Origin of the sequence: Pseudomonas sp. ME-P-057 (assembly GCF_030208975.1) — a bacterium.
GTDB lineage: Bacteria > Pseudomonadota > Gammaproteobacteria > Pseudomonadales > Pseudomonadaceae > Aquipseudomonas > Aquipseudomonas lutea.
Genome location: NZ_JARVSX010000027.1, coordinates 58020 through 71789 on the forward strand (window position 1 = coordinate 58020; position 13770 = coordinate 71789).

The 13770-nt window shown below is 53.9% G+C and carries 7 protein-coding genes, 1 tRNA gene and 2 pseudogenes; 6 read left to right on the top strand and 4 right to left on the bottom strand.

What is annotated here, in order from left to right; genetic code table 11:
* Positions 1-269: 269 nt before the first annotated feature.
* The 4 genes and pseudogenes from QRN48_RS15240 to QRN48_RS15255 all read left to right on the top strand — a co-directional run.
* A pseudogene (locus tag QRN48_RS15240) lies at positions 270-3212 on the top strand (sensor domain-containing protein); the annotation flags it as partial.
* Between the two features lie 15 nt (positions 3213-3227).
* Positions 3228-3304 (top strand) — tRNA-Ile (locus QRN48_RS15245).
* Between the two features lie 127 nt (positions 3305-3431).
* Positions 3432-4502, top strand: coding sequence for a site-specific integrase (locus QRN48_RS15250; RefSeq protein ID WP_285351470.1), 1071 nt, complete (start codon positions 3432-3434; stop codon positions 4500-4502).
* A 1022-nt stretch (positions 4503-5524) separates the two neighbouring features.
* Positions 5525-6781 (top strand): reverse transcriptase domain-containing protein, encoded by a 1257-nt coding sequence (locus QRN48_RS15255; RefSeq protein WP_285351472.1) that lies wholly within the window; start codon positions 5525-5527, stop codon positions 6779-6781.
* A 364-nt stretch (positions 6782-7145) separates the two neighbouring features.
* Here the strand turns inward: QRN48_RS15255 and QRN48_RS15260 are convergent.
* From QRN48_RS15260 to QRN48_RS15275, 4 genes and pseudogenes are all read right to left on the bottom strand, one after another.
* A pseudogene (locus tag QRN48_RS15260) lies at positions 7146-8579 on the bottom strand (S8 family peptidase); the annotation flags it as partial.
* A 10-nt stretch (positions 8580-8589) separates the two neighbouring features.
* Complete coding sequence (locus QRN48_RS15265) at positions 8590-9564, bottom strand: S8 family serine peptidase (RefSeq protein ID WP_285351474.1); 975 nt, start codon at positions 9562-9564, stop codon at positions 8590-8592.
* A gap of 121 nt (positions 9565-9685) precedes the next feature.
* The gene (locus QRN48_RS15270; RefSeq protein ID WP_285351476.1) at positions 9686-10708 is read right to left on the bottom strand and encodes an AAA family ATPase; all 1023 of its coding nucleotides are present in this window, start codon (positions 10706-10708) and stop codon (positions 9686-9688) included.
* Between the two features lie 330 nt (positions 10709-11038).
* On the bottom strand, positions 11039-12475 hold the full coding sequence (locus QRN48_RS15275) for a helix-turn-helix domain-containing protein (RefSeq protein WP_285351477.1): 1437 nt from the start codon (positions 12473-12475) through the stop codon (positions 11039-11041).
* 89 nt (positions 12476-12564) lie between these two features.
* On the opposite strand from QRN48_RS15275, the gene QRN48_RS15280 reads away from it, so the two are divergent.
* Together QRN48_RS15280 and trfA are read left to right on the top strand one after the other, a co-directional pair.
* Entirely contained in the window at positions 12565-12783 is a 219-nt protein-coding gene (locus QRN48_RS15280) for a plasmid-related protein (protein WP_080479916.1), read from the top strand.
* A 108-nt stretch (positions 12784-12891) separates the two neighbouring features.
* On the top strand, positions 12892-13701 hold the full coding sequence (gene trfA, locus QRN48_RS15285; protein ID WP_285351560.1) for a plasmid replication initiator TrfA: 810 nt from the start codon (positions 12892-12894) through the stop codon (positions 13699-13701).
* Positions 13702-13770: the final 69 nt, after the last annotated feature.

Here is a 13770-nt window from a genome sequence, read left to right on the forward strand (position 1 = left end):
TCATTCCGACTGCACTGCCCGCCCAGTCGCTGGCTCTCGATGAAAACATCGGGCAAGGACCGAGTCAGGCCTCGCCCACCGGCATATATGCCAAAAACGCACCTGCATCTGAGGCAACCGACGGCCCGCCTCCTCCGTTGATCACCAACCGCTTTGTCGGCGTCGACACCGCGCGCCAAGCCGATCGGCTCATCAACCCGGATGACACGCTACCCATATCGCCCGCAATCATCCAGACAAGCGAACACAGCAAGCTGTGGCAAGAGTTTCTGCTGATCGGGCTTCCTGGACTGCTGTTCCTCACAACTGTCTTGGCCATCGTGGTGCGAATCAACCGGCGCCTCAGCTCCGAAATCTCCAGGCGCATCGCGCTCGAGCAAGAGCTGCGAAGCAGTGAGTATCACTACCGCGGCATGATCGAGAGCCTTTCGGCTATCGCATGGGAGGCCAATACGCACGACTATTCCTATAACTATGTTTCGCCGCATGCGCAGGACCTGCTGGGCTACCCGCTGCATCAATGGCGCAGACCCGGGTTCTGGCAAAGCATCGTCCATCCGGATGACATTGCCGACGCTCAGGCCTATTGCGATCAGGAAGTAGCCAAAGGCAACGATCACAGCGTTGACTATCGCGTACTGACTGCGGACGGCAGAGTCGTCTGGATTCGAGACATCGTGAGCATGATCGGCTACGGCAGTGAGCCGGTAATGCGCGGGTTGATGATCGACATCAGCGAAGCCAAGCAGACCGAAGAAGCACTGCGCTTGTCGGAGGGCAAGTTTGCATCGGTGTTCGCCCAATGCCCCGACATGCTCGTCATTGCACGCCTTTGCGACGGCTGTCTTCTGGAAGCCAACCCGGCGTTCGTCGAGCAGATCGGCATGAGCCCTGAGGAGGTCGTTGGGCGCGTCCCCTCCGAGCTGAATATCTGGGGCATTCCGGACATCGGCCAGAGTCTGTTGCAACGGCTACAAAAGGGCAGCATCCGTAATCTGGAAATGCCGTTCCGGCGCAGTGACGGCCGACTCTTCACTGGGCTGCTGTCTGCAGAACCCTTTGACCTGGATTCCACTCCCGCCGTGGTGTTGGTGGTGAGGGACATCACGCCGCTCAAGGAAGCCCAGCAGCAGCTGCAAATGTCTGAAGAAAAGTTCGCCAAGGCCTTTCACTCCTCGCCCGATGGGCTGCTTATCACACGGCAGAGTGACGGCCTGCTGGTGGAAGTGAACGATGGTTTCAGCCGGATCACCGGCTACCACAGCTCACTGTCGCTGGATCGGACTACCCTGGACCTGGGCATCTGGGTAGACCTCAAAGAGCGAGAGGAATTGGTTGAACAATTGAGCCGTGACGGCTTTGTGAAGGACTTCACCAGCCACATCCGTCGCAGGGACGGTCAGATTCGACTGTGCGAAATCTCCGCGCGCCCGCTGCCGATTGCCGGCGAAGACTGCATGCTGACCATCGCGCGCGACATCACAGACCGCCAGCAGATGCAGGAAAAACTTCAACTGGCGGCGACCGTCTTCGAAAGCACCGCCGAAGGCGTACTGATCACCGACACCCGCCAGCGGATCAATGCGGTCAACCGGGCGTTCAGTGAAATCACCGGCTACAGCGAATTCGAAGCGCTCGGCGAGACGCCCCGGCTTTTGGCGTCCGGCGTTCACGACAGCGCTTTCTACGCAGCGATGTGGCACCAGCTCACAGCAGAAGGTCACTGGCAGGGCGAAATCAGTAACAGGCGCAAGAATGGCGAGGTCTACCCGAGCTGGCTGACCATCAGCGCTGTGCGCAACCGCGACAAACTCATCACCCACTTCGTCGCAGTGTTCGCGGATATTTCCAGCTTGAAGCAGGCTCAGGCTCGGCTGGATTACCAGGCGCACCACGACCCGTTGACCGGCCTGCCCAACCGGACACTGTTTGAAAGCCGTTTGCACGGCGCGCTGCTTCACTCAAGGGAGGCCCAAAGCCTGGGCGCTGTCCTGTTTCTGGATCTGGACCGCTTCAAACACATCAACGACAGCCTCGGCCACCCCGTCGGCGATCTGCTGCTGAAGAGCATCGCGCTGCGCTTGAAGGAGAGCCTGCGCGACATCGACACGGTGGCACGACTGGGCGGCGACGAGTTCATCATTCTATTGCCTGGTCTGCAGCATGCGAGCGACGCACAAGCTGTCGCCACCAAGCTGCTCAACAGCTTCGCAGCGCCCTTTCAGGCGGGCGAACACGAGTTCTTCATGAGCACCAGCATCGGCAGTGCGTTGTTCCCTACAGACGGGGCAGATGTCGCGACGCTGATCAAAAATGCTGATGCGGCGATGTATCGATCCAAGGCCAAGGGTCGCAACCGGGTCGAGCACTACACCCGCGACCTGACCGCCCAAGCCAGCGAGCGAATTGCCCTGGAGCATGAGCTGCGTCGCGCCATCGAGCGTGACGAGTTCACCCTCTCCTATCAACCCAAACTCAGCCTGCTGACACAACGACTCGTCGGCGCCGAAGCGCTATTGCGCTGGTTCCATCCCACCTTTGGCGACGTGCCGCCCGAGCGGTTTATTCCGCTGGCGGAAGAGAACGGGATGATCTTGCAGATTGGTGAGTGGGTGCTCGAAAAAGCCTGCCAACAAATGCATGAATGGAATCAGCGGTACGACGTGTTTGGCCCGTTGTCAGTCAACCTCGCAGGGGCGCAGCTGCGCCAACCCAATCTGGTTAACCGCATTGAGCGCCTGCTGCTTCAATACCAGCTGCAACCTGGATGCCTGCAACTGGAGATCACTGAAAACTTCATCATGTCGCAGACCGAAGAAGCGCTTTCGGTCCTGCATCGACTGAAGAAACTTGGGGTTCAACTCGCGATCGACGACTTCGGCACGGGGTATTCTTCGCTGAGTTACCTCAAGCGTTTGCCACTGGACATCCTCAAGATCGATCAGTCGTTCGTACGCGGCCTGCCCGATGATCCCCACGACGCAGCCATCGTGCGCGCGATCATTGCGCTGGGCCGCAGCATGCAGCTCACCGTGATCGCCGAAGGCGTCGAAACCTTCGAGCAGCAGCACTTCCTGGCGGACGAAGGCTGCGAACAGATCCAGGGCTACCTCGTCAGCCTGCCCCTGCGCGCGGATGAATTCAGCGCGACGTTTCTTCGTATGAGCGTTTCAGACTTTTCGGATAGCACAGCGAGTAAACCGTCGTTATAATCCGCGGCCTACTGAGGGCCTATAGCTCAGTTGGTTAGAGCAGGGGACTCATAATCCCTTGGTCCACGGTTCGAGTCCGTGTGGGCCCACCATACTCAAAGCCGCGCATTGCGCGGCTTTTTGCTGCCTGCGAAAAAACATGTAGACCAGTCCTATGGTCCACAGGTACAAAATCAGTACAGTGCCAAAACAACGGTACGTTTTTGGAGCAGAAATAACATGGCCACCATCGTCAAAACAGACGCTGGCACCTGGAAAGCCCTGGTGCGGAAAACCGGCTGGCCCGCCAACGCGAAAACCTTTCGCACCAAGCGTGATGCCGAAGACTGGGCCCGTCGCACAGAAGATGAAATGGTCAGAGGCGTGTACATCCAGAGAAGTGGGTCCGAACGCATGACTCTGGCCATGGCATTGAAACGCTACCTGGCTGAGATCAGTCCGACGAAGAAACCGACGACCCAGCGCGCTGAGGCAACCAAGGCTCAACAATTGATCAGCCATCTGGGGAAGTACTCGATGGCGGCGCTCTCTGCAGAGATCATCGCCAATTACCGAGATACGCGCCTAGCCTCGATCACCAATCGCGGCAAGCCAACAAGCAACAACACAGTGCGCTTGGAACTTGCCCTTCTGAGTCACCTGTACACCGTGGCAATCCAGGAGTGGGGGTTGGGGCTAAGTTTCAACCCGGTGCTGAACATCCGCAAGCCAAGTCCCGGCGAAGGTAGAGATCGGCGACTATCTGCCGAGGAGGAACGCCGGTTGCTGGCTGCAGTGAACGCGCACAGTAACCCGATGCTTGGCTGGATCGTTCGAATCGCTCTGGAGACAGGCATGCGCTCGTCGGAGATAACATCTTTGCGTCGGCATCAGGTTGATTTGAAAAAACGAGTGGTGCGCCTCTCTGATACTAAAAACGATAGCGCACGTACCGTGCCGCTGACCCGGCTGGCCACTGACACCTTCCAACTAGCGATGAGCAACCCTGTTCGCCCAAGCGACTGCGACCTGGTGTTTTTTGGGGAGCCTGGCAAAGATGGCAAGCGTAGCGCTTATGCCTTCACCAAGACTTGGGGCAAGCTGAAAACTAAGCTAGGAATGCCTGACCTACGCTTTCATGACCTTCGTCATGAAGCAGTCAGCCGTTTGGTAGAGGGCGGCCTTTCTGATCAGGAGGTGTCAGCCATCAGCGGGCACAAGTCGATGCAGATGCTGAAACGCTACACTCATCTGCGAGCTGAGGATCTGGTAGGCAAATTGGATAAGCTGGAGGCGAGAAACTCCAATTGAGTAATTGCATGGACTTGCCCACCCGTTTGCACTCGACGTGACTAGTCATTTGCGTTGCTATGACCGGGAGAACGACCCAAATCTGCTTTCGGGGAGGGCAACTAACGGCAACGAGCAGATAGTCGATGCTTCTGGCTCCGCCCGATCCGTAGGGCATTTGAGCTTGCGCTATAGACGACTATCGCTAACGGGAGAGTCGCGCGCCTATTTGGGGGCAATCACTTTCGCGATATTTTTTAAGCTGGCAGCCTTGTGAATCCAATCCCCTTGCTATCGCTTTCCAATAAACGAGCCGCCAAATAGATGGCTTTTGGCCGGATGGATGATTAACATCGGGATGCCTCGCCTGCTTGCTGGTGCAGCCGCCTCACCGCACTGAACCAAGTTTGACAGACGCCAGCCATCTCTCTTGGGAGGTTGCTGTCCGGGTCGCGACCAAGATCGCCGTTAAGGCTTCGCGGTCTCCCGAAGGTATAGAGCGCCACTCGACTGCTGCGTCAATAACCGTAACTCTGTCTGCACGTTGGGGTCACCAGACGGTTAGCAGCTTTATTTCCAGGGTGGGGCTCGGTGTTCAGCCGCATGGCGCGCGCTTGGCCGCAAAGCCCAAAAAGATGCGATTTGTGCCCCGGCAGGGTCTTTGAGGGAAAGTATGCACCCATGTAAAAACGTGCCAACCTGGCGCATGGCGCGGGATTGACCGCGAGGCCGAAAAAGCTACGATTTATCGTGTTTTGACGGAATCCTTGGGGGAAATCATGCGTTCATGCAAAAACGTGCCAGTTTGGCCCGAGCCGCATCACGGTTTGTCGTGACTGCGCTCAGCCTCGCCTGCTTGCTGGTGCAGCCGCCTCACCGCACTGAACCAAGTTTGACAGACGCCAGCCATCTCTCTTGGGAGGTTGCTGTCCGGGTCGCGACCAAGATCGCCGTTAAGGCTTCGCGGTCTCCCGAAGGCTGAAGGTCCTCTGTAGCAGTTGGGTGAGAGTTCGCTGGTGTCTCCCGACAAACAAGGAGTTTTTGTGGCCTCGCCGCTCTATCGTCGTATCTACAGCATGGAGTCGCTGCATTCAGCCTGGAGAAAGGTTAAAAGCAGCGCCCTTTCCTCCTCTTCAGAATCGATCCGAAATGAAGCCAAGGATTTCGAGAGTCGACTTCCCAAGTCACTTTCCGACATCCAGCGAGCGCTATCCAAGAAGACTTTCACATTCCAACAGCAGACCGGCGTGGCGAAGACCAAAGCCAATGGGAATTCGCGCCCAATTGTGCTTTCACCTATTCCCAACCGGATCGTTCAGCGAGCTCTACTCGACGTCCTGCAATCCCGCATCAAATTCGTAAAGGAAGCTCTGGCTACCCCCACGAGTTATGGGGGCATCCAAAACAAACGGGTCGCAATGGCGGTAACGGATGCCAAAGAAGCCATCTCCAAAGGGGCCGCCTTCCACACCAGATCGGACATCGCAGAGTTCTTCACGAGAATCGACAAGGCCCGCGTGATGGCACTTGTAGCCCCTCACATCAAATGCACAGATACAGTTGCTTTGTTCCAAGCAGCAATCACCACGGATCTTGCGAACATTGATGTGCTTCGGCGACAGAAACTCGATGACATTTTCCCCATTGGGGTGGAAGGGGTAGCTCAAGGGTCCCCCTTATCGCCACTCATAGCCAATTTGTACCTGCATGACTTTGACAAAACCATGAACGATGGTGAGGTCATCTGTCTTCGCTATATCGACGACTTCCTGATCCTCGGAAAAGACATGGGCTGTGTAGACCGCGCTTTCAACAAAGCGCAAGCCGAGCTCAAAAAACTTTCACTTCATGCGTACCAACCCTCGTCCACAAGCGATAAAGCATCAAGGGGGCTGACAGCTAACGGATTCGATTTCTTGGGCTGCTTTGTCTCGGCTGGCTTACTCCAGCCCTCTAAAGCCACGAGGGAGCGATTCAAAAAACGAATAAAATCCGATTTAGACGCATCGATCCGCGTGATGAAATACAGCATTGAAGCCGGAAATATTTCTCCAAAGGGGAGCTACTCAGGCGCGCTACAGAATCTGGATCGAGTGATCTTGGGATGGGGTAAGGCCTTCTCCTTTTGCAGCAATGGCCAGTGGATAAAGGGCTTGGATGAATACATCACAGAGGCTCTGACGCAGTATGAAGTAGATAAAAGGAGCCTCTTTCAAAGATCAAGTGGCACGGATCAGCGCAGGATGCTGGGAGTAAGACTGCTTGCAGCGGTCCACTCTGAGCGCAGAGAAACGGAGTGACCGCTTCTGACCGTTCGCGGAAGGCTGCTTTCGTCCTGCGGGCGGTCACAGGTCAGCTCGCTAACTGCTGCGATCAAAAAGAGTCTTGCCGAGAGGCGACTGCCCCCCCTACGCAGTGCGCTGGAGGCCATGCTATAGAAACTCGAGGCAGGCCATTCCCCCAGCTTCCCTTACGTGCACGTTCTAGATGACGACGCTGAACGCTGCATAGACAGCAGAAGGGCGCCAAAACGGCTTACTCCCAGGCCTTTGACTCAAGCAAGGGATGGTTTCAGGCTGATCCTCATCACTCTAGAGTCATTCAACATCTCGCCTTTCATCCACTGATTTTATTAAAAACAGGCGACGCGCAGTTTAAATTGAGTCAGACCAAGATCTCAGGCTCAATGGAAGTGGCTATCAAGTTGGAGATTTCCGTGTAAAGCCGTACATCTTCGCCCTCGGATGAGATAGATACCACTAGACTATACCTAGCTTGAGAATTGTATTTTCCTAGATGGTGACGATAGCGCCACCAACCGGAAACCGGTGATATTGCAATTTTATCTCTCGCAGCCAAGTCGATCGCGGGGCCCACCCAGACATCGCTATGAACTGATCCTGCAGAAACATGCTTCGAGCCAAACGTCCAATTATCATCGCTCTCTGTCTTTGGAGGTTTTTGCTCAAGAGACTCTAGCTTGTTTATTCGGTGACGGAATGCGGGTTCCGTTTCTGATTTTCGCTTCAAATCGAACCGCAGTCCAAACGACTGGTATCGAGCGGGTACGACCTGCGCTAACTCGCTGGGACTCGGCTCTATAAAGTACGACAGAGTTATTTTCAACTGAACAATACGGTTTTCAAGACGCTCCAGCTCTGCTTTTGGCCAAGGCAGATCATAATAGTGGACTTCATTGAAATGAGGGTCACCGCTTTCTTTTCCTTGGGCATCACAATCCTTCATAAAAGGTTGGATATGAGCTTCGGAAATGAGAGCCAAGTCGTGCTCAGCCGATGCGAGGGCACGTGCTAACTGCGGAACTCCATAACCAAAATGCCGAGCAAGCAAAATCCGCTCCTTTTTAGTCTTACCTCGCAGCTTTCCAAGCATAGCCGGTGTCCATTGCGCACTATGGATCATCAGCGCTCGAACTGTTTCTGGCCAAAAGTTCGGATGCTCTGCCATGATAGCTGCGGCCATCCCTGCAGCCTGGGCAGTTGCGGAGCTAGTCGCCCAAAACTCTTCAATCGGATTTCGTGTGAAGTGCTTGCCAGTTGTTAAGATCGACAGTGCTGGCACACCTGAGTAGAACTGTTGGCCATCTGGGCTCAAAGCTTTATTACCAGCTTCGAAAACAACCTCAGGTTTGATCGGGCAGCGGCCGTGTTCCCAATCTACCGATGATCGGCTGTAAGGACTATGGTCGCCAGCCTCTGCGAATGTACCCCATCCCTCATATCCAGGCTGCTCACCCAAGTCAGTTTTGTTGGTGAAGCCGCCTACCGCTATCGCATTCCAAGATTGCGCAGGATCTTCGATTGGAAAATCGTATGGGTCAGCTACATCCTCAGGGTTCGTTGTGTCGGGAATGTTGCCTGCCGAAAGAATAAAAAGGCGTTTTGGGCCGGGCTGACCTGCCTCGTCGATATCACCGATCATGGTGCCAGAACATACCTGGTCGATCGCAGAGCTCCAAGTTGTCGGGCGTTCGCCGGAAACATGCTCATTCGATACCGCCATACAGAACACTCGACCTCTATTTGGAGCCCTGGTCTCCGCTAGGCTGACGGCTGACTGAGTAATAATTCCATAACTTGCAGGGGTATTACGCGCCCATCCAGGCGGGGGGTAAAAACTTTATAGACTCCAGCTTATAATTAAGCGTTAAGTCTCTCCGATCAGCCATCGCATAGGTCATATCACCAAACAAAGCTGCCCCCGCCATATTAGTGCCATGCCCGTTATGATCATCGCTCCCCCACTCTTCGTTTACTGCCTGGCAATCATCAGCATGCAATGCTGGCTGCAACAATGGATGAGCGAAGCTTACTCCGTTATCTAAGATGCAGACTGCGGGGCTACTACTGTTAGGCGCGAGAATCCGTCCAAGTAAATCCCTACTCCAATCTTGTTGTTCTCGAGGCGCTAACCTTGTAAAGAAGTACGGGCTATCAGAAGCCCGGCGAAGCTCTTGGATACCGCAAGCGTTATCCACCAACATCGAAACCTCGACCGCGTTCGCATAAATTAGCAATACTACAGTGTCTGGAAAAATGAGCATATTCTCATTAATTCTCAGCCTAAGTTTAGTCGCTATGCGCCGTACGAGGTCGACTTGGGCGGAGCTGCACCAACACTCCCACCATAGCTGTTGCGTGCTGTTGGGGAACGGTCGAGAATCAGTCCAGAGGCTCTGCACGGAACCGAGAGAAAAATAGTTGAGTGAAGAAAATCTTGAATCGTTCTTCGGTTTGCCCCCTGGTGTTCTCTGCTCGGCATACTCAGCAAGTTTTTGATCAAAAAAAGGTATCGAGTTTTCAGGGAGGTACAGTGCACCAACAGTAACTCCGTCCTCTAGGACACGCAGAGCTGATAACCGGATGTTTTGAGTTTTCCAATTCAAGTCGGGCGGAGGAGCACCCGCCTCAATCTCCACATCGATGTAGACAGCACGCGGGCTTTCGCTAATTTCATTGCTAAAATAGCCGTTCTGCCCCGAATGAGCCGTTATAGAGAGGTCAAACCTCTCACGAAGACGCCGCCCGTGTCCGGCCTCTCGCTCATTGGAAGCAGAACTCATGTCCATCTGCCTTTTTTATAAGGCTGGCCGGATTTAAATCTCTCAAATCTGAAGTGCGGGAGTTCGTACGACGCCATGTTGGAATTTTTCCATAAATCCAGAAACCAAGACGCTTAAGGTATTAGCCAGGGCTTAAACCTACAAGAGTATCTTTGAGTACATGCCTTTGCTGAAGCGCAGCCGTTATTTGCTCTAAAGTTGCCTGCTTAGCATCGTGGAGAATTAAATCCTTAATGACTTCAGACACGGCCCGGCTGATCTCGGCTTGACTAAGGCCAGAGGCCACGGCGCCGATCTTGGCCCATGGCAATCTTTTCGGCAGATATGCATGCATACACATCTCGATGACGGCCTTTACGGCTTTAGCATCCGGTAGAGCATATTCAATTACTTCGTCAAAGCGCCGAAAAAGTGCTTTATCAAGCAGCTCTGGATGATTAGTGGTTGCCACAACTAGGCTATCCGTACTGTTAGGCTCTTCCAAAAACTGAAGGAAAGAGTTCAGAACGCGGCGCATTTCGCCTACATCATTGTCGGCGTTACGCCGCCCCCCAATCGCATCGAACTCATCGAAAAGGTAAACGGCCCGTACTGTGTTGAGATGATCAAAAATCAAACGAAGCTTGGACGCTGTTTCGCCCATGTACCTGGTTATGAGTGTTTCTAAGCGAATGGTAAATAGAGGCAGTTGGAGTTCGCCTGCTAATACAGACGCAGTTAAAGTTTTACCGGCGCCTGGTGGTCCTACTAGCAATATGCGCGAGCTAGGGGGCATGCCATGTGCTCTCAGTTTATCCCGCTGGCGCTGTTGATGGATCAACCTCTTCAGACGGTTGCTCTTCGACTCATCTAGAATCAACTCTTGAAGCTGAGTTCTGGGGTAGGCAGCCGATAGAAGGTTTTCCAACTCGCCGCGCGGTTTAGAGATAGGAATCGCGACCGACTCAGAGCGAAGCGCCTGATTCGATTTGCTCTGACCACGTTTACGTGCAGTATCAACGAGGGTTTTCAGCTCGGCCGCAATATCACTCCGACCGCGTCTAGCTTCAGCGGCGGCAACCTGCAAGGCTATCGATAGGAATTGCTCCTCATCACCTTGGTTGTGGCTGCTCAGAAGAGCAATGATTTGTTGAGCCGTAGCCATTTGAGCGATTTCCCTATCCTATCAGCGGGGCCACTGCATTTGATAGCATTCTAGTCTATTCACCCTTGCTTGGCCTACCTACGCCCATCTGATTCCACTCCTCACGGCTGCTCCATCATTGCTAACGTCTGCAGAGTCGATTTCAGCCGGTTACGACAGGCAGCTATCGGCCGATCTCTGTTAGTCGCCAATACGCCGTGCGCTGGTCAGACTGGATGCAAATGAGTGATCAAATGCAGTTACGCACCTGACCCGACACCATCGTCACCAATCAAACCTTCAGCCGCTTTTGCCCCGGCTGAAAATCCGCCGGGACAAAAGCGGCTAGCACTATGATTTCGCATGCTCAGAGATCCCCATCAGACGTACCAGTCCGTCAACTGTACCTTTGCTAAGCCCCACTTCCTTAGCGATTACCGTGATCGATAGCCCTTTCATGGCGGCATCCCTTATCGCCTTTCTAATTGGTTCTGGAACCTGCGCCTCGCCGGTTAGCGGGTTGATGTAGCTGCCTGCATGGTGCGTATTCATCAATAACTCTAGGCTTTTCTTGGCTTTTGATATCGCCTGACGCGATATTCCCAATCGCCTCGCCATCTCTGATTGGCTGATGCCCTCTTTGTGCATGAGCCAAACTTTTTCGCGTAGCCCAAGCGATGAGGGCTTACCTGTCGTCACAACGTGCAAGCCTGAGTGCACCTGGTCATAGGCGAGCTTTCTTATTTCCTGGATATCAGGGGAGCTGGGAGGCAGAAAATTGAACGCAAACTCAGATCTTCCCGACCTGCCGAGTGCAGAGAGATGATTATTAAACGCAGACTTGTAGCGTAAGTCAGCATGGTATTTAGCCGATCCGGGCTTGTGTACGGCGCAGTACCGGTAGCTTAGGTTCCCCGCCACGATTTTCTCGATACGAAACCGCTCGAATACGACGCGTAGCTTTGCAGCCTCTGCTTTCGATATCAAAGTACTGGATGGAGAAAGCTTGAGGCTGCTTTCCAGCATCCAAGCCTCTGCCAGCCTGGCGTCGTGTTCTTCAGCAGAGAGCTGGCACTGACCTGAACGGACAATTTCGCTGACCTCGTAACGCTGCTGGGCTGCAAGCTCCTGCAGCCTGCTGGACCGAATACTTAAACGCCAACAAAGCTCACAGTAACCGCCATCCTGTGGACGGGTCCGGTCATCTATAGCGGCATCAAAGTCCCTCAGTGCCTTTGTACGTAGGGGCCTGAAGTGGCGCATCAATCGAAACAAGTCACGTACAGATTCCAAGGCTCCGCAAAGCGGTTCCGCGCCTTCGAACGGCGCACCCTTCGGGTTGAGCAAGCTACGAATTGCGAACCTAATATTTGAATCCCAGCGATCCAAGTTCTGGAGCTGCCAGTCGATCTCCGGCATATTTTCTGGCCTAGCAGGTATCAAATCGCGAGCCAGAACATCTGCCGTCAGACCGCTTCCATCTATCTCAGGTCGTGCAACGTAAGGTGCTGCGTAAAAAGGTGGTGGGATATGGGCCATTTCCGACAGCCGAGCACCAATCAGCAAACTCTTGGCCCAGTCGCCCTTGTAGCCAGCTAGGCACTGATCAAACGGCCCATCCAAATTCGCCCTCACCAGAGGCCAGATGGGATAGCGCCTGGAGGTTAGGCTCGAAGATGCGTTAAGTCGACCTAACACCGCTCTGTAGCCAGAAGAAAACTGGGTTGAACAACGAGGATCGTGATCGTAAACATCGAGCAGATTCGTCAGGTAATCGAGGCGCGCCATGTCAACCTAGAAGTTAAAAACATTCGCCTCATTCTAGGCGTAATTACTCGTAATGTTCTACCTACATTACTCACTGTAGGCAAAGAAATATGACAACCGAAGAGCTAATTCTGACCAGCAACGGGGGCTCTCCCCTACTGTCACTATCGCAGGTCGCAGAGATCCTTCATCGCAGCCCTGAAGGGTTGCGCATAACATTATCGGGGGACAACGACATCGCCCGAAACTTGAAACCCTGCAGGATAAAAATTGGTCGGCGCGTTTATTTCCGCGTAGCTGGCATAGCTCGTTTTATCGACGAAGCGTAAGACTAGCCCGTGTCCGCAGTGACCAAACTATCGCGACTGGTGGAACGGGCTTCCAGGCTCCCACCCACTCCGACGGTGGTATCACTGGAACCAGACCGGTCTGAAAAGGTGCTGACGAGCTGGCCAGACGAAGTGCGAGGCGTACCCAATATCACTCTCCGGTCTGCGCTTTTCGGGTCCAGTCGCTCCGCTAGCAACGCATTCCTACAGCGCGCCGAAATTTACACTCAGAGGCCCACGCAAATGAGATACACGGGACCACGTTTAGACCAAGGCGATCTAGATGTCTGGATCACGTTGTTGCATACCGCTCGCCGAAAGCAGATGGGGAAATCGTTTAAAACCAGCGCGTACGAGCTTCTGAAACTACAAGGGAAGACGGATGCCGGGAATAATAGAAAAACGCTCTACAAGCGCCTGTTCCGCCTCGCAGCGGGCACGCTTGAGTTAACTGCAAAACGCCATTCCTATACAGGCGGCCTGATTGACTCGATCCATAGAGACGATATCGAGCAAAAGCTCGTCATCACTTTGAACCTTGAGCTTTCTTACCTGTTCGGACCAAATGACTTCACCCACATTGATTGGGCTGTTCGCAGAAGTCTGAACGCGAAACCACTTGCACAGTGGCTACATGGCTATTTGTCGAGCCATGCTGAGCCCTTCCCTGTGTCGATTGATACGCTAACGAAGATGGCCGGTAGTCTCGACAACTCTACATCAAGCCGTGAGCAAAATATTCGAAGGGCATTGGACGCACTGCAGCACGCAAGCAACCTGCACGAACAGCCGTTCAGCTACGAAATCAGCGGTGGCAACGTGTATTTCACAAAAACCCCGACTAATAGCCAGGCTAGGCACATTGCAAGGAAGAGCAGCGGCTCTAAAGCAAAAAATAAGTACCGTACCATTGGCTAGACAGCCCCGTACCGTTGGCTCGGATGTACCGTACCGTCGGCTAAAAAATACCGTACGGCTGGCTAAATT